The organism is Ekhidna sp. (assembly GCF_965228795.1).
GTDB lineage: Bacteria > Bacteroidota > Bacteroidia > Cytophagales > Cyclobacteriaceae > Ekhidna.
Map to the genome: position 1 here is coordinate 1,777,778 of NZ_OZ245839.1, position 20,586 is coordinate 1,798,363.

Annotated in this window: 19 protein-coding genes; 7 read left to right on the plus strand and 12 right to left on the minus strand. The window is 39.7% G+C overall.

What is annotated here, in order from left to right; genetic code table 11:
- Positions 1-136: 136 nt before the first annotated feature.
- The 3 genes from ACQK2H_RS08115 to ACQK2H_RS08125 all read left to right on the plus strand — a co-directional run bounded on the left by ACQK2H_RS08115 (position 137) and on the right by ACQK2H_RS08125 (position 4,621).
- Complete coding sequence (locus tag ACQK2H_RS08115) at positions 137-817, plus strand: response regulator transcription factor (RefSeq protein ID WP_425390933.1); 681 nt, start codon at positions 137-139, stop codon at positions 815-817.
- Positions 814-2,067 carry a sensor histidine kinase gene (locus ACQK2H_RS08120; protein ID WP_425390934.1) on the plus strand — a complete coding sequence of 418 codons (1,254 nt, stop codon included), beginning with the start codon at positions 814-816 and terminating at the stop codon, positions 2,065-2,067. The genes ACQK2H_RS08115 and ACQK2H_RS08120 overlap by 4 nt, the downstream gene beginning before the upstream one ends.
- Before the next feature lie 85 nt (positions 2,068-2,152).
- Positions 2,153-4,621: a TonB-dependent receptor domain-containing protein gene (locus tag ACQK2H_RS08125; RefSeq protein ID WP_425390935.1), complete on the plus strand. Its 2,469-nt coding sequence runs from the start codon at positions 2,153-2,155 to the stop codon at positions 4,619-4,621.
- Positions 4,622-4,680: 59 nt separating this feature from the next.
- Here ACQK2H_RS08125 and ACQK2H_RS08130 read toward each other — a convergent pair whose 3' ends face one another.
- A complete protein-coding gene (locus ACQK2H_RS08130; RefSeq protein ID WP_425390936.1) occupies positions 4,681-5,706 on the minus strand; it encodes an alkaline phosphatase D family protein in 1,026 nt (341 codons plus the stop codon).
- A gap of 115 nt (positions 5,707-5,821) precedes the next feature.
- Between ACQK2H_RS08130 and ACQK2H_RS08135 the strand changes: the two genes are divergently transcribed.
- Positions 5,822-6,181 carry a hypothetical protein gene (locus ACQK2H_RS08135; protein WP_425390937.1) on the plus strand — a complete coding sequence of 120 codons (360 nt, stop codon included), beginning with the start codon at positions 5,822-5,824 and terminating at the stop codon, positions 6,179-6,181.
- 131 nt (positions 6,182-6,312) lie between these two features.
- On the opposite strand, the gene ACQK2H_RS08140 is transcribed toward ACQK2H_RS08135, so the two are convergent.
- Positions 6,313-6,795: a deoxycytidylate deaminase gene (locus ACQK2H_RS08140; RefSeq protein ID WP_425390938.1), complete on the minus strand. Its 483-nt coding sequence runs from the start codon at positions 6,793-6,795 to the stop codon at positions 6,313-6,315.
- A gap of 105 nt (positions 6,796-6,900) precedes the next feature.
- On the opposite strand from ACQK2H_RS08140, the gene ACQK2H_RS08145 reads away from it, so the two are divergent.
- Positions 6,901-8,019, plus strand: coding sequence for an amidohydrolase family protein (locus ACQK2H_RS08145; RefSeq protein WP_425390939.1), 1,119 nt, complete (start codon positions 6,901-6,903; stop codon positions 8,017-8,019).
- 45 nt (positions 8,020-8,064) lie between these two features.
- Here ACQK2H_RS08145 and ACQK2H_RS08150 read toward each other — a convergent pair whose 3' ends face one another.
- The 5 genes from ACQK2H_RS08150 to ACQK2H_RS08170 form a co-directional block, all read right to left on the minus strand.
- A complete protein-coding gene (locus ACQK2H_RS08150; RefSeq protein WP_425390940.1) occupies positions 8,065-8,967 on the minus strand; it encodes a DUF5694 domain-containing protein in 903 nt (300 codons plus the stop codon).
- A 103-nt stretch (positions 8,968-9,070) separates the two neighbouring features.
- A complete protein-coding gene (locus ACQK2H_RS08155; protein ID WP_425390941.1) occupies positions 9,071-9,658 on the minus strand; it encodes a fibrobacter succinogenes major paralogous domain-containing protein in 588 nt (195 codons plus the stop codon).
- A 51-nt stretch (positions 9,659-9,709) separates the two neighbouring features.
- Positions 9,710-10,183: a nuclear transport factor 2 family protein gene (locus tag ACQK2H_RS08160; RefSeq protein WP_425390942.1), complete on the minus strand. Its 474-nt coding sequence runs from the start codon at positions 10,181-10,183 to the stop codon at positions 9,710-9,712.
- Positions 10,184-10,337: 154 nt separating this feature from the next.
- A complete protein-coding gene (locus tag ACQK2H_RS08165) occupies positions 10,338-11,309 on the minus strand; it encodes a YitT family protein (protein ID WP_425390943.1) in 972 nt (323 codons plus the stop codon).
- The gene (locus tag ACQK2H_RS08170) at positions 11,310-12,122 is read right to left on the minus strand and encodes a M48 family metallopeptidase (protein WP_425390944.1); all 813 of its coding nucleotides are present in this window, start codon (positions 12,120-12,122) and stop codon (positions 11,310-11,312) included.
- 159 nt (positions 12,123-12,281) lie between these two features.
- Between ACQK2H_RS08170 and ACQK2H_RS08175 the strand changes: the two genes are divergently transcribed.
- Together ACQK2H_RS08175 and ACQK2H_RS08180 are read left to right on the plus strand one after the other, a co-directional pair.
- Complete coding sequence (locus ACQK2H_RS08175; protein ID WP_425390945.1) at positions 12,282-13,562, plus strand: hypothetical protein; 1,281 nt, start codon at positions 12,282-12,284, stop codon at positions 13,560-13,562.
- A gap of 329 nt (positions 13,563-13,891) precedes the next feature.
- The gene (locus ACQK2H_RS08180; RefSeq protein WP_425390946.1) at positions 13,892-14,659 is read left to right on the plus strand and encodes a rhomboid family intramembrane serine protease; all 768 of its coding nucleotides are present in this window, start codon (positions 13,892-13,894) and stop codon (positions 14,657-14,659) included.
- Here the strand turns inward: ACQK2H_RS08180 and ACQK2H_RS08185 are convergent.
- From ACQK2H_RS08185 to ACQK2H_RS08205, 5 genes are read right to left on the minus strand one after another with little or no spacing between them, the layout of a single operon-like run.
- On the minus strand, positions 14,656-16,200 hold the full coding sequence (locus ACQK2H_RS08185; RefSeq protein WP_425390947.1) for a capsule assembly Wzi family protein: 1,545 nt from the start codon (positions 16,198-16,200) through the stop codon (positions 14,656-14,658). The two genes, ACQK2H_RS08180 and ACQK2H_RS08185, sit on opposite strands and share 4 nt — an antisense overlap.
- Positions 16,201-16,204: 4 nt before the next feature.
- Entirely contained in the window at positions 16,205-17,164 is a 960-nt protein-coding gene (locus tag ACQK2H_RS08190; protein WP_425390948.1) for a glycosyltransferase family 2 protein, read from the minus strand.
- Positions 17,151-18,791 carry a cyclic peptide export ABC transporter gene (locus tag ACQK2H_RS08195; protein WP_425390949.1) on the minus strand — a complete coding sequence of 547 codons (1,641 nt, stop codon included), beginning with the start codon at positions 18,789-18,791 and terminating at the stop codon, positions 17,151-17,153. The genes ACQK2H_RS08190 and ACQK2H_RS08195 overlap by 14 nt, the downstream gene beginning before the upstream one ends.
- Entirely contained in the window at positions 18,788-19,489 is a 702-nt protein-coding gene (locus ACQK2H_RS08200; RefSeq protein ID WP_425390950.1) for a hypothetical protein, read from the minus strand. Before ACQK2H_RS08200 ends, ACQK2H_RS08195 begins: the two co-directional genes overlap by 4 nt.
- 2 nt (positions 19,490-19,491) lie before the next feature.
- Positions 19,492-20,496, minus strand: a complete 1,005-nt coding sequence (locus ACQK2H_RS08205) for a glycosyl transferase family 90 (RefSeq protein WP_425390951.1) — start codon at positions 20,494-20,496, stop codon at positions 19,492-19,494.
- Between the last annotated feature and the right edge of the window lie 90 nt (positions 20,497-20,586).

Here is a 20,586-nt window from a genome sequence, read left to right on the forward strand (position 1 = left end):
CCTTTAAGTTAGAAAAAGTTGACGGCAGAGAAGTGACCGTTCATGTAAGAGTTGCCCTGCATTCATTTTGAATAATGGAGTATGAAGTATTAGGGGATTTCAGAATTGCTTCAAAAAGGTATCTTAAGTTTACCCCATGAAATTGTTGCTAGTTGAAGATCAAGAAGAGCTTGCATCCAGTGTTCGAAATTACTTTTCGAAGGAAGGAGACGTTTGTGAGATCGCTACTACTTTTTCTAAAGCAACAGAGAAACTCTATGCGTTTTCTTACGATGTGCTGTTATTAGATCTAATGCTCCCGGATGGTGATGGGCTTTCATTATTGAAAGTCGTAAAGGAGAACTGGCCGGATATGGGTGTGTTAATCATTTCGGCTAAGAATGCGCTCAACGATAAGCTGCATGGTCTTGAACTAGGGGCAGATGATTACCTCCCAAAACCTTTTCATTTAGCCGAACTAAATGCACGCGCCAATGCCATATTCAGAAGAAGAAAGCAAGAGGGTAAACGTTCGCTAACCTTCAACGAAATTGAGTTGAACCTGGAGAACCACGAAGTGACAGTAAATAATCAGTCATTAGACCTAACTCGTAAAGAATACGAGCTACTACACTATTTTGTAGTCAATCAAAATCGATTATTGACAAAGCAAGCCATTGCGGAGCACCTTTGGGGTGACTACATGGATACCATGGATTCATTTGATTTTGTTTATCAGCATATTAAAAACCTAAGAAAGAAAATAATGGCAGCCGGTGGCAGAGATTATTTGAAAACCGTTTACGGTGCAGGGTATAAAATGAAAGATGAAGAATGAATCTGATTGTCCGAATCACCATATTATTTGTCATTGTTTCGCTGGTAGTATTTCTGGTGGGCGGAGTGATCAGCTTCAATGTGATGATGCGCGAAGTGAATTATGAGCAACAGCGTTTTTTAATGGAACGGCTGGATCGTATGGAAAATCGACTGCAAGCCAGACCTGTAGAAGATTCGCTGCAATGGGCTAAACTTACTGTTGTCAGGTTGGATGAATTCGTTGAGGAATCAACCGAATTTTCAGATACAGTTGTGATGCATAGTCAACTTGAGCGTATTGAGTCACACCTTCGATTGGATGCGATCCGGAATGTGGATAGTGTGAGCTATATGGTTAGCTTATATGATATCATTATAGAACCGGATGATATCCGAGATGGATTGGTGGAATCATTGGTGACCATGTATTTGATTCTACTGGCAGCAGTGATAGTTATTGGCTTTCTGGCTTCATATTTTATTTTAAGACCCTTCAATCTTACTTTGGATGTCATTAAGAATTTCTCGCTCACTAAACCGGACCAGCAGCTCAAATTCCCTAAGTCAAATGTGAGTGAATTCAAGCGGCTAAATCACTTTTTAAGTGAAATGACGAGCAAGGTTCGGTCGGATTATTTGTCTTTAAAGGAGTTTTCAGAAAATGCTTCGCATGAATTTCAAACCCCTATTGCCATTATCCAAAGCAAGCTTGAAGTGCTCATGGATGGTGAAAATTTAACAGAAGAGCAAATAGAGCAAATCACTTTTGCACAACATACAATTAAACGCCTCAGTAATCTTAGTAACTCGCTGGCGCTATTGACAAAGATCGAAAATCAGGAGTTTGCTAATGTTTCTGAAATTAATTTATCAGAAACGCTCAGGAGTATGGTTGAGGAATTCAAGGAATTGATTGAACTTAAATCGATTGATCATAAGGTTGAGATTGATGATGATGTGGTTGTTGAGGCTGATTCAGTGTTGATCGAACTTATGTTGACTAATCTCATTAATAACTCAATAAGGCACAACTGGGAAGGAGGAACGATTCAAGTTTCCCTGACCGGAGGAGAGCTAATAATTTCAAATACAGGGCCAAAGCTAGAGATAACAAGTGATCAGCTGTTCGAGCGGTTCAAAAAGTCCAACCAAAGCGCAAAGTCTATGGGGCTTGGGCTGGCTATTGTTAAAAAAATCTGTGATTACTATTCTTATCAAATTAATTACGGGTATGCGAACGAATTACACTCCATTCATATTCGTTTTTGACCGTAGATAGAAAGAATTTCAAAACTTCAGAATTGCTTCAAATTTCACTCAAACATGCTTCAAAGAGTGTTGTTTGTTTTGCATTATGAAATCAAAAGGACTACTGTTTATTATTTACTTTTTAGCTCTATTGATAGGTGCCTATAGTCAGGCATCTAAAGAAATGGCAGCACCCAAGTTTGCCATTAAAGGGAAGCTGGTGAATGCCAACACCAATGAGCCCGTTGAATTTGCTACGATTAGCATTTTTAATGAATCTGACTCATCCTTAGTAACAGGTGGGTTGACAGACATTAACGGAATTTTTAATGTTCCAATTAAGCCTGGCGAGTACTACATCAGAGTTCAGTTTATGGGTTTTAAGGATGCTTTGATTTCCGGAGTTAAGGTTTCAAAAGACCGACCGGTTTATGATGCCGGCAATATCCAGTTTGAAGAAAATGAGACCTTATTAGAGGAGGTTGTGGTGCAAGGTGAGCGCACCCAGATGGAAATGACGCTGGATAAAAAGGTATTCAATATCGGAAAAGACCTCAGTAACCTTGGAGGAAGTGCAACTGATATACTCGATAATCTACCTTCAGTACAAGTAGATGTAGAAGGAAATGTGAGTTTAAGGGGAAGTGAAAATGTTAGGATATTGATTGATGGAAAACCATCAGGATTGGTTGGATTGAGTAGCAATGATGCATTGCGTCAATTAAATGGAAACCTGGTAGAAAGTGTCGAAGTAATAACAAACCCTTCGGCCAGGTATGATGCTGAAGGATTGGCCGGTATTATCAATATAGTACTTAAAAAAGATCAAAAAAGAGGACTTAATGGTAGTTTTCAGGCTAATACGGGCGTTCCGGCTAATCATGGAGGATCTATTAACCTGAACTTAAGGCGAGATTGGATTAATTTCTTTACGAATGTTGGTATCAATAATCGAAGATATAACGGTAGTGGCTTTTCGGAACAGAACTTCTACAATCAAGATCCCAGCTCTCCATCTTTTACAATAAGGGATCGATCTCATGATCGAGGTGGAATCAGCTATTCTGCTCGATTTGGATCAGATATTTATTTAAACGAATCAAATACGCTTACACTTTCATTTTTATACAGGTATTCGGATGAAGAAAACGAAACACGATTAATCTACCGTGATTTTTTCGAGCCATCTGGTGCAGACTCATTGACTTTGAGAAATGATAATGAAGGTGAAGGAGATGAAAATGTGGAATACGCGCTAAACTATACGCGAAACTTCAATAGAAAAGGTCAAAAACTCACCGCTGACTTTCAATATCAAAATAACAACGAGCAGGAAAGTAGTGATTTAGTTCAGAGTGAAGGCACAACATTTAATAATCAGGTTCCATTTCTGTATCAGCGAGCAAACAATGATGAAATAGAAGAGCGATTCATGCTCCAGGCTGACTATGTTCACCCATTTGCAAAAGAGGGAAATCTGGAACTTGGTACACGATATACCGATAGGTTAGTAGGAAATGACTATCTGGTTACTGAAAGAAATGAGAGCGGTATTTATGAGGTAGATTCTGCATTTTCTAACGAATTTGAATATGAAGAAGATGTGCTGGCTGTTTATGGGATCATAAGCAATAAGTTTAATAAGCTGTCGTGGCAGCTCGGGGTAAGGTATGAGCTCACAAAATTGATTACCTATCAAAAAACCAATGATCTTAGAAACGAGCAAAATTATGGCAACTTTTTTCCAAGTGCTTTCCTAACCTACCAGGTGACTGAAACACAAGCTGTTCAGGCAAGCTATAGTCGAAGAATCAGTCGTCCAAGAGGTAGAAGGTTGAATCCATTCAGTTCCATATCAGACAATAGAAATTATTACGTGGGTAATCCGAATTTGCAGCCGGAATTTACAGACTCCTACGAGCTTGGTTATTTATTAAATCTAGAAAAATCTTCATTCTACGGAGGTGTCTATTATCGCTATACGGAAGGAGTGGAGCAGCGTCTTAGAACGACTGATGAAAATGGAATCACATTTACACGACCATACAATGTTTCTATTGAGCGCTCATTTGGGGCAGAGTTTAATGTATCTCAAGACTTTACAGATTGGTACCGAGTAAGCGGGAATGTTAATTTTTTCAGATCATATGTGCCAGCTGGATCTGTTTCTTTTGGAGATCAAACGGTGAGCTACGATGAAGCAGAAGCGGTTTCGCTTTCAACCAGAGTGAGCAATAATTTTAAGTTTAATAATCTCTTTGATGCTCAAATCAATGTGAATTATAGAGCACCAAGAAATACGGTTCAAGGCAAGCGATTATCAGTGACATCAGTAGATATTGGAATGTCAAAAGATGTTTTAAATAATAAAGGAACATTAGCTTTTAATGTACGGGACCTTTTCAACACCAGAAGATGGAGGAGTGAGACTTTTAATGATAACTCCTTCCAATACAGCGAATTTCAGTGGCGGTCAACAACTGCAACTCTTTCTTTTACCTATCGGCTGAATCAGAAAAAGCAGCGTAACCGAGGTGAGGAACGTGACGGTGATTATGACGGTGGTGAGTTCTAAGAAAATATACTTTGAGTAAGTTGGTAGCCCTCCTTAAGCTGAAAAGCGGGAGGGTTTTTTTATTCAGAATATCGCATAAGATGTGTCTGAAGAACCTCACTTCCCTTACCAAAGTAATTGAGCTCTAGATTAAGGATATTGCCAGACCATGAAATATCAAGATGAGCAAAGTTCGGCTTGTATATGATGTTCTTTTCCCGGAATTGATTTGGTTCATCCCGTTCCATCCCCCATGGGCTGGTCAAGCTACTGGAAGTAAATTCATAAATAGGGTGTTTTCGATTATCTAATTCAATTCTCGAAACCTCTGACATGTGCCGATCACCGGAAAGCAGAATTAGAGGACTTTCAACCGGGGTGATTGTCTTTAGAAATCTCTCACGATCTCTGGGAAAGTTTGCCCATTTTTCAAAGACATGTTCTTTTGGTATGATTTGAATTCCTGAACAGATTATGAATAAGTCAATATCTGGTTCCGAAAGCTGTTGTTCAAACCATTTCCATTGCTCTTCCCCTAATATCTCACCTGTTGGGTTGATGATTGCTTCTTTTTTTCCAGGTGAAGGCCAATTCCATTTTAATGAATCCCGGAAATACCGGGTATCTAAAAGAATGACCTTAATGCGTTTGTTGCTTTCAAATACATACGATTGATAGGCTCCTTTTCTTCCTCTACCCGGATGATCATCCGCAATGTCTAGAAATCTAAAAAGTTCCTCTTTGCTCTCATCCTTTTTGGGATACTCTTTTCCTCCATCATTTCCTCCATAATCATGGTCGTCCCATATTCCCAGTACTTCTGTGTTTTCTAATAATTGCTGATAGCCTTTATGTGATTTTTGCTTGTCATACTTCGACCTCATCACTCGCATATCATCTGTATCTCCGTAGATGTTATCGCCTAACCATATCCAGAGATCCGGTTCCATGTGGTTTATTTCTTTCCATAGTTGCTTGTCAGGTTGATCTTGTTTGCTACACGAGCCAAAAGCAACTTGCGAGATATTTTTTGCGACAACAACATCTGCCTGTTGTCCTAAAACAAGAGACGGTAATCCGAGAAAAAGAATGATTAAATATTTCATCGGCTGAAAAATAATTTGAAATAAACGAAAAGAAGTCAATTCATTATTAATTAATCGTGTGCTTAATTTTTTTGAAAAGGATAAAGCTATTTTTGTCGCCTAAATTTCATCACCAATGCCAATTAATAAAATCACCCATAAGGGAAAAGAAATCATGTTCTGTGATTTCAAGGACATGAAAAATAAGCAAGCCATTTTTGATCAATTAGATGAGATGGCCAATACATTCAAGCAAACGAAGGGAAACTTACTGGTACTTACTGATGTGCGAGGAACGAAAAATGATCCTGAGATCGTGGATAAAACTAAGCGTTTAGGCAAAGAGGTTTTTAGTGTTTATGCTAAAAAGAGAGCAATCATTGGAATGGATGGTTTAAGAGGGTTGATTTTGAAAGGTTATAATGCCATAACCGGAAATGATTTGAAGCCATTTCCTACATTAGAAGAAGCCAAGGACTATTTGGCGGCTGACTAAATAATAAGCAAAATGGCCACTCACGTTATTAAATCACCTTTTGCCTCAATCCACTTCCAACGCTGTTGTGATTAGCCTTCTGGCATTATCAATTTCAATTGTAATTTCAAGAGGATGTTTGTCACTGGATGTTACACCAACTCTGTCACATTCTCAAGGTTCCCCTCATACTTTTCCACCTCAACCCCAAACCTGCGAAGAAAGTCAACGCCTTCATCGCTGGCAATGCCTTTGTACTCAGCATATGACTTTAGGTAAATCACCTTTTCTATTTTCATGGTGTAGATGATTCTGGCGCAGGCGATACATGGTGACAGTGTGACATAAAGGGTAGCGCCAGTTACGTCGGTTTTGTTTTTTACTGCATAGAGAATCGCATTTTGCTCGGCATGAAGTGCCAGAGAGCAACTGCCTTTGGAATCTCTGGGACAGCCTTGTTCGGGCCATTCCTGATCGCAATTGTGTGTGCCGGATGGAGGTCCGTTGTAGCCTATCGAGATGATGCGTGTATCTTTTGCCAGCACAGCACCTACATGTCGCTTTATGCAATGAGATTTCTTGGCGAGGTTCACTGCCAGTTCCATAAAAATGTCGTCGAATTCTGGTCGCTCCATATTGCGAAAATAATCAGCTGAAACGGAAATCGAACCCAAATAAATAAATCACCACCTGAAGAGGCCATACATTTCGTATTATTGTCTTGAAATAAAATTAGAAGAATGAGAAAATTCCTGCTAACACTTTTTATCTGTCTTTCGATGACGATCCAGGCTCAGGAAATAGAACCAACCATGAGTTTTGAAGAATACAATCCGGTTTCAACACTCGTAGTACCTGAAAACCCTGTGAAGCGAGCGAAGTTTCCTTTTGTAGATATTCACAGTCATCAGTGGAATCTTACCAAAGAACGCATTGCTTCACTGGTGGAGGAGATGGATGAATTGAATATGGGAGCCATGATCAACCTAAGTGGGAGGGGATATAATAGAGAAGCAGGTGATATTGGTTCTCAGGAATACCTGGCTGGAATGGTGAGAAGGGTCGAAGGTGAGGCTCCCAATCGGATCATCGTTTTTACCAATGTTTCATTTAATGACATTGATGAGGAGGGCTGGACAGAAAATGCAGTAAAAGAACTCGAAGAAGATGTAAAAGCAGGAGCGAGAGGCTTGAAAATTTACAAGAGTCTAGGGCTGAGATATACTGATAAAGACGGAAATCGAATAGCCATTGACGATCCTAGAATTGATCCCGTTTGGGCGAAGTGTGGTGAGCTCGGAATTCCGGTTCTTATTCACTCAGCTGACCCAGCTCCATTTTGGGATCCCATGGATGCTGATAACGAGCGGTGGCTTGAGCTCAAGCTAAGACCGGGAAGAAAGCGTGGAGAGGATAATCCTGCACCATTTGAACAAATCATTGCAGAGCAACATAATGTTTTTAAAAAGCATCCTAATACCACTTTCGTGAATGCTCATATGGGCTGGATGGCGAATGATTTGGATAAGGCCGGTGAACACCTGGAAATGTATCCAAATGTTTATTTTGGAATCGGAGCTGTAATCGCAGAGTTTGGTCGTCAGCCAAGAAGAGCAAAGCAATTTTTTGAAAAATATCAGGATCGATTGCTATTCGGGAAGGACGCCTATAATCCTGAAGAATTCTGGACCTATTTCAGAGTCCTGGAAACTGAAGATGAGTATTTTCCATACTACAAAAAGTATCACGCATTCTGGCGCATGTACGGGTTAGGGCTTTCCGATGAGGTCTTAAAAAAGGTCTATTATAAGAACGCTTGTGATATTATTCCTGGATTGGAGGAGAGTCAGTTTGAGTAATAACGGAGCACCTTTCAATGCTTCGTAATTATCAAAACACAAAAATCATTTCTTTAAATATTGGTTTGGATTTACCAGGTTGAATTCAGGGTTGTCACTCAACATCTGGTTTAGATATCTCACATGACCTGATCCAAATATGACAATCACACGATCCTCTTTTTGGGTTTGGTCTAAGATATTTCGATAGATAAATAGATTACGTTTATACCACTCAGCTATCATCTCAACACCAATGTTGTTGAAATCAAACGACCTCATAAAATAAGGGAGACCATCTATTTCAGAGGTTAGCTCTTGATAATTAAACATGATTCCTTCTCCATCTCTTACATCAATGGCTACATTGTTGTAGTAGTCATGATTTGCCATGATTTCTTCCCATTCATTTAGGCTGGAAAGGTTCTCCAAAATGGTATTTTGCTGAAAGCGTTCAGAACGCTCAGCTATATATTTGGCTCGCTTCTCCTGACTGGTAGTATAAGAATCATACCTGAGTGTGTCAGCAATAAAGTCTACATAGTCTCCAAGCCAAAAACCATCATTATCAATAGCCACAGGGACATTTAAATCCATTTCTTTTGCCAGTCGAAATCCCAATTGATACACTTCATTTCTGCCTCCTGGTATTTCATTTAGGTCAATATCACCATTGTTATACAGACCATATAGACTGTCAAGTTTTGGTTGCGTATGCGGTTGAAATTCGACAAGGATTTTGGTTGGATTGAATGCTTTAAGTCTGGACACTACTGCCTCAATTTCTTTCTGACGTCTTTCAGAATAATAATCGTCCACATCCATGTTGTGCGTATCCATGCCTGGATTATCAAAATGATATACACCCAGCAGCATGACTTCTTTGTCGGACTCATCCTTAGTTATCGTATTCTGATATTGACAACTTAATGAAGTTGTTATAATGATTATTACTGTTAAATATTTCATGCCTTTTTATTATTGTTGAATTAATCTTTAAAACGAGAGTATCAACCCTGATGCTCCCTGTCATGAAAAACATGACTTATCACCGACTTTGAAATTTCTACTATTATGATTCTGATTTTATACACCTAACCGAAAATGCATATTCTGGATGCTGCGAAGCTTTCCGAATGGAGTCTTTGCCGAGTTCGAGCACATAGGTCCAAACAAAATGATCATCCTCTTTGGATGAAGACCATAAGATTGCTTTGGAGTTGAAATTATTATCATGCTCACCATTATTACCATATCCAGCCGGCCGAACTGAAAATTCACTTTGATTGGATTTACCTTCAGTCCAATATTGGCTATCCTTGTAAATACTTGCGATGTTTTGATTCTCTAAATCAAACAACGCTTCCCAATCTTCATTCGATGGAAGCTTCCATCCGTCAGGACAAACCTTGCATGCTGTTTCGAAATCGTAGAGCAAACCAAAACCTTTCGATTTTGTGGGGTCTTCGTTTGGGAAATAGTACATTAACTCATTTCCATGTTTGTCTCGTGTAGTGCGAAGGTTTTCAGTCATCCAGATTGTATTGCCATATTTCTGGGTTTTATATTGATTTCCATCAAAGTCATTCAAAGTAGATTTAGCGCTATCGCATGATATTAGTAATAAAAGAAGACAGCTGATCAGGTATTGGTTTTTCATTTTCCGGAGTTTGTTGTGGGTGTAGGCATCTCTGGTATATCCAATAATCAGTTAATTTTCTGCCTTTATATTTTTGTAGCCCGAAACATGGGATAGTATCGCCTTCCATTCTCTATTTCGTTTAACTAAAACGTTACTTGATTCGTAGGTGGAATAAGCTGTATCGTTAAATATATGCCCGGTTCCTGCAATTACTGCAGTACCATTTTCATAGATATCCAGACGCTTAATTTCGTAGTAAAATGAGTCATGCGCTAATGCATGCTCTTTAATCCAAGCTAGTTCATCTTTTTTGCCATACCTGCCTCCTGATTGATCGATCAGTTGAAAGTCTTCAGCTAATAACCTATCAAGTAGGACAGTATCTTGTTCTCTGTAGGCCATCGGCCATTTTACTTCTTTTATGTTTTTCAGAATGTCATAATCCCCCTCTTCAATTACTTGATCTACACTTGATTTTTGTCCGCATGAAATCAATAATAGAGTGATGATGAGGTAAAAGGTTTTCATTGTTTTATTCCTCATTGACCAATACATTTTTTATCACGTCTCATTTTTCTATAAGCAATGATATGAGGCTGCATGGATATTTTTGGTCAAGAAATGAACGAGGAAGTAAAGAATAATTTCTCTTTACTATTTTTTTACTGATCGAATGGTGGTGAGGGCTTTTTGTAAATCAATGCTCCTTAAACTGTCGCTTCTTGATCATTCCACCTTTCAAGTCTTTCACGCTATTCATAACTATGAAAGCCTGTGGATCAATGGATTTTACTTCATTCTGCATACGTCCGATCTCTAGTCGAGTGATAACCGAATAGAGAATTTCGGTTTCTGCTAAATCTTCCCGCTTACCAAACCCACTTTTACCCTGGTAAATAGTGACACCTCTCCCCATTTTTTCTGTGATCATCAATCTAAGAGCCTCACTTCGTTTGGAGATTATAATTACACCTATGTATTCCTCAACACCCTCAATAACAAAATCAACTGTTTTTGAGGCGGACAGATAAGTAAGAATGGAATAGAGTGCAATTTCAATGGAGAGTAGGTATGCGGCAGTAGAGAAGATGAAAATGTTGAATACCAAAATAAGGTCACCAATGGTCAAACCGGTTTTTCTACCCAGATATATAGCCAGCACTTCTGTTCCATCTAATACTCCACCGCCTCGCACGGACAATCCAATGCCTGCTCCAAGGAAAAAACCACCAAATACAGAGACTAGAAGCTTGTCTGAAGTAATGATTGGGTAGTGAATAAAATTCAAGGCCAATGCCAGACCGATAATGGCAATGATACTCTTGAAAACAAATGATCGCCCGATCTGGAAGTAGCCCAGAACGATGAATGGTATATTGATAACTACAATCAGAATAGGGAGGGGGTACCCTGTTATCACTCGTGTAAGTAGTGAAATACCTGTTACCCCACCATCTATAAAGTCATTTGGAAGCAGAAATCCGTGCAATCCAAACCCGGCAGATAATATACCCACCGTTAAAAAAATGAGTTCTTTAAACCATCTGCTTGCATTATCTTTCACAGCAATGGAGTATCGTGCAATTGTATAATCGCTTATACGCTTGGCTCTCCCTCCAATCAATGATTGTAAGGATTTGAAGAATCGATAAATTCCTGTCGACTTCACCTATTGAGATTTGCGATAATACTCCATAGCCTTTGGCATGTTTGCCTTCAGGTCAGAAATGCGTGTATCATGAGAAGGGTGAGTGGAGACAAACTCAGGAGGAGCTTCTCCACCGCTTTGTGCTGCCATTCGTTCCCAAAATTTAGGTGCCTCTTGAGGATTGTATCCGGCCATTGCCATAAAAAATAGTCCTAATTTATCAGCTTCTGATTCATGTTTTCTGGAGAAAGCCAGTATCCCCAGAGAGGTAGCCGCTCCGGCTCCTTGCATGATTATTTCCGTTGGAATGGATGGAGCGCTGCTTCCGCCGGTTAATAAAATACTAACTGCCGACAGTCCAAATTGGGCTGCATATTGTTGACTGATGCGCTCACGACCATGATTAGCTATTGCATGTGCTATTTCATGTCCCATGACCACTGCAACACCCAGTTCGTCCTGGCAGATGGGCATGATACCGGTATAAAAGGCAACCTTTCCACCTGGCATGCACCAGGCATTTACCGTTTCTTCGTCAATGAGGTTAAACTCCCATTGATAGTCGTTAAGGTAGTCACCCTGACCTTGATCATTGAAATATTGCTCCACTGCCCGTTGAATCCGGGTGCCGACACGTTTCACGGTTCTGGCATCATCCGTTCCGGTGATTATTTTACTATCCTTTTTTACCTGATCGTACTGATCAAAACTCATTGGAAATATTTTGTCATTGCTGATAAGCGCTAATTGAGATCGGTCGCTCATGGGAACACTGGAGCACTGACCAAGAACAAATGCAAGAATGATGAATGAAATAGAAGTTAACTTTCTCATGATGAGTTATTGGAATTAAAAGGATGAAGATAAATCATCCATTCTTTACTGTAAATAGGGAAGCTGCTTTTTTGATTGTTCTTGTTAAAACGTCGAAGATAAGGCCAAATTACAAAGTAATTTGACCAGGCCTACTACCACTTAAAAACTACTATCAAAATGAGCACTTACCAGAGACTCTTTTTTACGTTCATCTGTATTGCTAGTTCATTCTTATCATTCACTCAAGAAGGACTCCAGGAAGTATACAAAGCAGGAACCGATGCTTACAAGGCAGATGATTATCAGACTTTTCTTACCAATATGAAGCTTGCGGATGAGCTTAGGCCAAATCACCCAACCATATTATATAATCTTGGTGTCGCTTTAGCACTCACAGGAGATGAAGCATCAGCAGTAGAAACCTTAAGAAAAGTGGCATGGATGAATGCAGAAATGCCTTTTGATTCTGACGAAGACTTGGAATCATTGAAAGATTATGAACCTTTCCAGGCACTTATCACAGAGGTTAATGAGTTAAAACAGCCTATTTCATCAGGATCTGTTGCCTTTGAAATCAATAATAAAAGCCTGCATCCGGAAGGAGTTGCTTATAGTTCAAAGCAAAAGAAATATTACATCGGTGGTGTCCATAATCAAACTATAATATCTGTCGATAGGAACGGTAATGCGAAGGAGTTTACCTCTGAAGAACGCTTGATGGCGATAATGGGCCTTCAGGTGGATGAAAAAAGAAACCTACTTTGGGCTTGCTCTACCCCGGCACCTGAAATGTCTGAGTATGAAGAGGGATTGGTTGCTGAGGTTCTCAGTTTTGATCTCAAGACAGGGAAGTTGGTTGGTTCGTATGCAGCCCCTCACTCTCAAGCATGGCTGGGAGATTTATTGGTTTCGAATGATGGTGTAGTTTATGTATCAAGTAGTAGCGCAGAGAAACCGGCTATATATGTTGTAAATGAGGCTGATGAAACGCTCGAAGTGTTAATAGAACCGAAGGAATTGGTATCGCTTCAGGGATTGGCATTCAATTCTGATGAGTCAGCCCTCTTCTTTTCAGATTACCGGTTTGGCTTATTTCGATATGATATATCTGAAGAGAAGCTCTCATCAATAACATCAAATATTCAACATCCGCTCAAAGGGATCGACGGTCTTTATTATTATAAAGGAGACCTGATAGCTGTTCATAATGGATTGAGACCATTTCGGATTGTAAGGTATTCGTTAAACGCATCCGAGGATGAAATAGATGGATACACTATTCTTGAGAAAGCGCTCCCCGGAATGAATGAACCAACACTGGGCACAATTGTAGGGAATGAATTCCATTATGTTTTCAACAGTCCATGGGGAGCTTATGATGAGAATATGGAGTTGCAGATCGATGAGGTAGAGAATCCAATCATTCGTAAAATAACCCTCCATCTGAATATAGATTGAGGCTTACAAATTAATAGCGTCATAGCAAGATTTTTTTAGTTCAGTGGATTTCGATGGGAACGGTCCGTCAGCGATGGTTTTAAGATTATTAGAAAAAGTAAATTCTATGTTTTATAAAATACACTTTCTTCATTGAAAATAAATTTCAGTCGAACGTCAGTACTTACAAATAACAAATGGAGAAATCAATTTGTAAACCGATTGGTTTTGAGTTTGATTACTTCAACGAAAACTGAATATTATATTCTTATTAATTCATCACACAACTAAAGACTTCAAGTACTCCCATTGTGTTTAAGCCCATAGCTTTGCGAAAAAGCTAAAACTGCATGGGAAAGCCTCAGAATAGCAAGAATAAATATCAGCAAAAATGGGTGCCATATATGTGGCCATGGGCGCATCCATTCCAGGGTAAATACACTTTTTGGACTTGGCTTTACTCTAGAAAATTCAGTGTTTTCTACCTAATTGCAATATGGTTGCTGCTTGCGTTTCTTGGTTTTGCGGAGCGAAGAGATTGTGATACGGGCCCATGGCAAATAGTGCTTCAGTGTAACTGGTCTATGTGGATGGCAGAGTACAAAACAAACTTCTGGCACTTCATGGCTACAAGCTTTACAACGCCATGGTTACATAATGACTTTGTGCACATCCTTTTTGTCACCATCTTCGGTTTTATGTTTCCCGTGCAGTCCTTTGAAGCCCAACATGGAACCAGACTCACCGTTTTTATTTACTTCTTTTCTTACATCCTAATAGCCATCTTTAATGGTGCACTATTTAATACGCTTGTTGAATACTGGCCGGAGGAGCCCCTTTTTTCACATGCGTTTAGCAGAGCATGGATGGGAGGGTCGGTAGGTATCTTCGCATTGATGGGGGGGCTGTCCTTTTACAGTGGTAAAAAGTGGTTTATTTACAGCCTTGTATTTGTGTTTGAGCTGATCAATTATTTCATCTTAGGAAATAATATTTATATCTCCTTCATACATATTACCTCAACATCTTTTGGGTGGATCATTTGTTTCGTTCGGGAGAAATTCAAGAACTCCAGATGGGCTTTTGGAGGTAGGCGTTCACTAAGTAGTGCTAGCTAGTGCTGAAAAAACTTAGTCAAACTAAAACCTAAATAAATATTGGTTTTATCGTTCTCCTGAATGAAGTACTGATTTTGCCTGAAGCTAACAGCCAGATCAAATCCTGCCATGTAAGGTCCCATAAACTTTGAATACTTAGATTCAAGCGTCCATTCATGATCGTGATTATATTCGTCTCGAATATTGTCAAAGAAGTAGTCATCATCAAATCGGATGCGTTGCGCTCTTAGCAAAAGTCTTCCCTTGGTAAAGAAGTATTGAGCCTCCATCACATCCGTAACAGATCCTGAACCTATTCCACCACCAAGAATCTGTCCATCCTGTGTGTAACCTTGCTTCACAATTCCATGAGAATACCAGGAGTTGTATGGACGATAAATTGCATTTTTTGGCTGATCCAGTGAGGTGTGTTCGAAGGTCAATTTGAGTACATTTTTGTCTTGGACATCAACATACTTATTAAATCCAATGACATAAGCTCGTCCATGTTCAGGAGCGGTTCCCCATAGCTTACCGCCAAAATCATTCTTCGCATATTCCGCATATGCCTCAAATCCTACTTCTTTAAAAACCCATCGCATAGTGACAGACCCTAGTTGATCAAATTCATCATTGATAGACGGGTTTCCATCCGTATCATCGAATTTGTTAATGAAGACGAGGAGATCAATTGGTGAGAAATCACTGGACTTCTCGTAGAATGCTCGATTGAAGCCCAAGGTAAGTTCAGGTAGGAAGCTGGGACTGTAGCCAATGGAGAAGCCTGACCAATAGCGATAATCCCATTCATCGCTTTCGCTGAAGTAATCTGATTTGGTAAGGATGCCGTAATAGACTTTCCCTTCGATCCGTCCAATTTTGGTTTCAATTGGTTTATAGGTGCCAATATCAATATGAGGAATTCCAGCAGCGTTATTGCTTAGGATAATCGGATTGTATTGTGCGGGACCAAAGGTCACATTTTGGGTAGAAGCACCGAAGGTAAACGAGCGGTACACGATTCGAACTTCTGATTGGCCTGGATTAAACTTCATGAAAGGATCGGTTCCATATCGTTGAACATGATCAATCCTTCTGTTTCGAAATTGATAGTTCAGTGGGTTATTATTGCCTTGCTGTTCGGCTAATTCAAAATTGGCATTTTGAGAATAATAGATGATAGGAGCAAAGGAAATCTCTAACATTCCAAGTTTACCTTGAGCTCCCCCCTGTAAGGATGAGGTAATACCTTTCCCTTTCCATATTGCTCCATCATTGTACCCACGGGCATATTTACTATTGAAATGATTGGCCCACCTAAGTGGAAGCAGTTTCATCTTCTTTTTATTCTTTTTTTGGTGAAACCCCCATGGATTCCAATCGAGTGAATCCGTTTTGTACGGAGTGGTTATGGACGGAAATAGGTTCAAGCGACTCTCCAGAATTGGATTTTTTATTTCCAGTATCCGATGATAATCTAAGATTTCGCTTTCAGGATATAGCACTTGGCTTGATAGCGCAAACGATGAAACAAGAAAAATGATCGAGGTAATTATCTTCATTCTGTTAGATCACTTTTAGGAGTGATTTAGCTTCTAACCTCCATTTATATTTTTTGAGTGTCTGCTCAGCTTCATCAATTGATTCGGTTCTTATTTTATCTGGGTTTTCTAAAAAATTGAGAGACTTGTGAAGATGGTTAGAAAGCACGTTTATTTTTTCTTGTTCTGTAAACAAGTCATCTTGAGCAAACCGACTTACATCGTGAATCAGGCTTTTGAGAACTCTTTTTTCAAAAAATGGTCGATCTCTATCCCAAACCTGTTGCTCTTCCATAAACTCTTTGATGATGTTGAAAACCGTAGAATGATCTGAAAAGATTCGGTCATAGTTGGCCGTCAATGCTCCCGGACGCGTTACAATGTAGTGATAGAGAGGCTCTTTCACTTGTGCCATTGAATCTACGTGATAAAGAAGTCGTGGCATAGTGGCGAGATCTTCCAGCGAGTGTTTTTCCGGGAAGTAAATATCGTTTTTAGTGAACAGTTCTTTACGAAATAGCTTGTTCCAAAACAGTACGTTGGTAGCGTTTAGAACGTCCCTTCTCTTTCTGAATTTTTTTAATTTTCTGACATTACTCAAGCCACCTCTATGCTCCATAAAATAGCACTGGCTGATATCGGCATCCTTTGATTGGATGGCTTGAAAAAGTTTTTCAAACATGTCGAACTCTACCCAATCATCGCTATCCACAAACCCAACGTAGTTCGCCTCAGCAGCTTTAATTCCTGTGTTTCTGGCTCCTCCCAGTCCACGATTTTCCGGATGTATAATGTATTTAACGCGATCGTCTTTCTCAGAGAAAAAAGTACAGATGGTATCATCTTCCGGGTCTGGTGAGGCATCATTTACGAGAATGATCTCAATGTCCTTGAACGATTGATTCGTAAGCGTGTTTAGGCATTTTGGAAGGTACTTTGATACATTGTAAACCGGTACAACGACTGATAATTTAGGCGTACTCATTTTGAACGATTTTAGATTCGGAGACCGTCATTCCTTCCTCCAGCTCAATGATTTCATCCGCCACTTCGAAGTATTTTTCATCGTGAGAGATGACAATCACCGTCTTGCCTTTTTCTTTTAGGAATGGTAGTATTTCATGATAAAATATGCTTTTGAAATAGGGGTCCTGATTGGCAGCCCATTCATCAAAAACATAGATTTCTTTATTGTCCAGCATATTGGCTATTAGAGCTAGTCTGGAACGTTGACCATAGGAAAGTTTGGTCGAACTAAACTTCTGATCTTCTACATCTACTTTACTCTCCATCTCCAGCATGTTTATGTAGTTTTCAGCATGATCTTCTAGAAAGCTGACATCTATATGTGAAAGGTGTTCGAAGACGTGTGAATCCGCATAGTAAGCAGAGAACAGGTCTCTATAACTAAGCAAGTTGGTGTGATCCACCTGCTGACCCTGATAATAAATAGAACCTTCTGTGGGTTGATATAGTCCGGTCAGAATCTTTGAGAAGGTGGTTTTGCCACTACCATTTCCTCCAACGATGAACGTGATCTTATTCCTTGTAAATGAGACTTTTAAGGGGCCAAAAGAGATAGGGTTTTCGTGCTGTGAGGTTTTGTATTGAAACTCAATGTCCTCAAAGAACAAGTATGGTTCGTTTTGTGCGCTTTCGAGGCTTAGCTCTTTTGATGATTCTATTTTCTGTTTGTCAACGTCAATTCCCAGCTGGTGGATTTGCTCTAATGAAACCAAGGCACTGCTTCTTAATCGGAAAAAGCTGGCAATCTTCACAGTAAATGGAATTAGGAAAAGGATAGTTGGAAGGATCACCTTGAACTGATTGAAATCGATCGGAAGAATGGTAACGCCCATAAACATGAGCAGTCCGGAAAAAATAAAAACCAATAAATCCGATAACCGATCTGTGCTTTCGAGCAGTACTTTTCGTTTCACTTCAGAGTGATTCCAATTGTGCAAGTTTTCAGATATCACGCCTGATATGTATTCATTGCGCCTTCGCTGATTTAATGAAAGCTCTTTCAAACCGGAAACCAAACTGGCCAAATCTCTAAAAAGAAAATTATTGAATTTCGTTGATCGCCGTGTCAGTTTTCTTACCAGGGGAAGAGTGGAGGCAACCATGATAATCTGAAGGAGGAAGGCGACCATAAAGAAAGAAGTAAGCTGCCAATCTGTTTTAAATAGGAGGAATAGCGTGACCGCTACTGTAGTAGTGGATACCAGAAATTGTGGAAAGCGATTAATGAATTCGGATAGCATGGTGATATCCCGAGTAAGCACCGGAACGATTCGCTCAGAGTTTGACTCCACATACTCGTAGTTTGCTTTTAGTACTTTTTCAGACAGGCTTTGAGTCAGGTTTCTGATAACAATAGCAGTGATTCTGGCAATGAAATAGCCAGAGGCAATACCAAGAGCAGTAGCAAACAGACTAAATCCAATGATTTGAAAAATGAAACTTCCATTGATGTTATCCACTGAATCCAATCCACTTTTAATCATGGAGATCACCTGGGAAGTACAGATACCTGACAGTATCCCGGTGATGGCTCCAACCATGAATAGTCCAAGCCGGTTTTTGATAAGTGGGTAAAGCTTTTTCATTGATTTATGAGTTCACCTTCACCCTGAAAAATCTTGTCGTGTTCTTTCTTAATTTTCGTGGCTATCTGCTCTTTGGTCATGGCAGATAGGTGTTTACAAAATTCTGTATTGCGTTTACTTACCACTTTGGAGGGCAGGTACCCAATCAATTGATCCATCTCAGGATCGGTCATCAGCCCCCTTAAAAGAACATTTTGTGTTCGAGGGTGCACTTCAGCGAGGTGCCTAAGTTTTCCTTGCCCCAGCTCTAGCCAGGCATCAATGAATCGGTGTACTTCCTCACAATTTTTCATGATGTTGAACCCTGCGTTAGGAAGAGTCCAGCGTTTGAGTTCTAAGCTCAACTTGAAATTGTGAGAGAAGTAAAGGCCCATGCGTTCAGATCCATCTTTTTGAAAAAGGATGCGTTTGTCTCCGGTCATGTACTTTTCAATCAGCGTCTCCAATTTTAAGTCCAACTGGTCTTTGAAAAGGAGGGTATCCGCATCTACCATCATCACGTATTCAGCGTCCGTTTCATTGAAATGGTCCTGAATCATCTTAATGCGGCTCCATGTAAATGCCATATCAGGAATCAATTTCTCACCATAATGACAAAATCGATAGCCATGCATATCGCAGTACTTTTCCCAGATAGGGATCGAGTATTTTGTGTACTCTTCAATGTGCTCAGTAGAAAGCATTAAAATATCTATCATGGCTAGTTGTTGTTATAGGTTAGTCGTTTGGCGTATTCATCCAATACCATTTTTTGTACAGGCAGATCATTATCCAGATCAAGGAATTGGGACATATATTTTTTACCATTGAGAGCGATCTTTTTGCAAGCCTCATCATTATTTCTTGCCCAGTGCAACAACTCATTCAGGTTGGATAAATCTTTGTTTAGCTCCAAGTAGTGCACATTTGGCTCCAGCCGGTCTTCCATGATCCATGACTGCCAGTAAGGCTTTGTCATTATGGGGACGGAATTGGATGAGAGCACCCAGCGGAGGTTGCTTGCTACATCATTCCCCTCCAGACTGATGATGAATTTGTATTGAAGCTGTTCTTTGATAGATACTTTGTCTTTTTTCAAGTGATCTAAATGAGGCTTCTGTTTAGTACTGGCAAAACCCACATCGTATTCCTTGAAATACTTTTCAACGAACTGCACACGCTGATCCTGACCGGTAGTGGCTCCTCGCCAGATGACATTTTTTTTCTTTTGCTCCCACGGGAGGTCATGCTGGGCTGAAATCTCACAAGGAGTAGTCAATCGAAGGGATCTGAAATTGAAAATCACACTGGTATGATCATCTGCTCTCCTTGATTTTCTGATACAGGGAATTTCATTAGTATCACCTGCTTCTCCATAAAAAAGTGGGTATTTCACTGAAGCGTGTTCTTTCCCGATTCGATCGAATGGTAGAAAGAAATTCATCAATGAGTGCAGGTCTTTGTACGACTTGAAAAATGGTAAAACCCGGATGTTTCGTATCCTGGGTAGGTGAACAATGTGTTTACAGTACCAGTGAGTAAGGGTATTTTCCAAGTCATTGTAAGACACCAGCTTCATTTCCTTCCGGTTCCAACTATTACTATTCTTAACTTCTTCATATCGCTTCAGGTTGATATCAAATGAAGCTTGACTATTCAGGTAAAAGTCTACTCGTTCTTTTGGCGCAATCCAATACTCTTTGTCACTATGACTGTCCCCTCTCATAGCTAGCAAAACTATGCTGACAGTACTCTGAGAAGATTAAGAGGGTGTTATGAGTTTGTTTAATTATGGAAATGCTGAGATTTTCTTCTT

Bases quoted from the DNA above. Each gene is read 5' to 3' on its own strand.
- ACQK2H_RS08115 (WP_425390933.1), top strand. From the start codon at position 137: ATGAAATTGTTGCTAGTTGAAGATCAAGAAGAGCTTGCATCCAGTGTT.
- ACQK2H_RS08120 (WP_425390934.1), top strand. From the start codon at position 814: ATGAATCTGATTGTCCGAATCACCATATTATTTGTCATTGTTTCGCTG.
- ACQK2H_RS08125 (WP_425390935.1), top strand. From the start codon at position 2,153: ATGAAATCAAAAGGACTACTGTTTATTATTTACTTTTTAGCTCTATTG.
- ACQK2H_RS08130 (WP_425390936.1), bottom strand. From the start codon at position 5,706: ATGAAATATTTAATCATTCTTTTTCTCGGATTACCGTCTCTTGTTTTA.
- ACQK2H_RS08135 (WP_425390937.1), top strand. From the start codon at position 5,822: ATGCCAATTAATAAAATCACCCATAAGGGAAAAGAAATCATGTTCTGT.
- ACQK2H_RS08140 (WP_425390938.1), bottom strand. From the start codon at position 6,795: ATGGAGCGACCAGAATTCGACGACATTTTTATGGAACTGGCAGTGAAC.
- ACQK2H_RS08145 (WP_425390939.1), top strand. From the start codon at position 6,901: ATGAGAAAATTCCTGCTAACACTTTTTATCTGTCTTTCGATGACGATC.
- ACQK2H_RS08150 (WP_425390940.1), bottom strand. From the start codon at position 8,967: ATGAAATATTTAACAGTAATAATCATTATAACAACTTCATTAAGTTGT.
- ACQK2H_RS08155 (WP_425390941.1), bottom strand. From the start codon at position 9,658: ATGAAAAACCAATACCTGATCAGCTGTCTTCTTTTATTACTAATATCA.
- ACQK2H_RS08160 (WP_425390942.1), bottom strand. From the start codon at position 10,183: ATGAGGAATAAAACAATGAAAACCTTTTACCTCATCATCACTCTATTA.
- ACQK2H_RS08170 (WP_425390944.1), bottom strand. From the start codon at position 12,122: ATGAGAAAGTTAACTTCTATTTCATTCATCATTCTTGCATTTGTTCTT.
- ACQK2H_RS08175 (WP_425390945.1), top strand. From the start codon at position 12,282: ATGAGCACTTACCAGAGACTCTTTTTTACGTTCATCTGTATTGCTAGT.
- ACQK2H_RS08180 (WP_425390946.1), top strand. From the start codon at position 13,892: ATGGGAAAGCCTCAGAATAGCAAGAATAAATATCAGCAAAAATGGGTG.
- ACQK2H_RS08185 (WP_425390947.1), bottom strand. From the start codon at position 16,200: ATGAAGATAATTACCTCGATCATTTTTCTTGTTTCATCGTTTGCGCTA.
- ACQK2H_RS08190 (WP_425390948.1), bottom strand. From the start codon at position 17,164: ATGAGTACGCCTAAATTATCAGTCGTTGTACCGGTTTACAATGTATCA.
- ACQK2H_RS08195 (WP_425390949.1), bottom strand. From the start codon at position 18,791: ATGAAAAAGCTTTACCCACTTATCAAAAACCGGCTTGGACTATTCATG.
- ACQK2H_RS08200 (WP_425390950.1), bottom strand. From the start codon at position 19,489: ATGATAGATATTTTAATGCTTTCTACTGAGCACATTGAAGAGTACACA.
- ACQK2H_RS08205 (WP_425390951.1), bottom strand. From the start codon at position 20,496: ATGAGAGGGGACAGTCATAGTGACAAAGAGTATTGGATTGCGCCAAAA.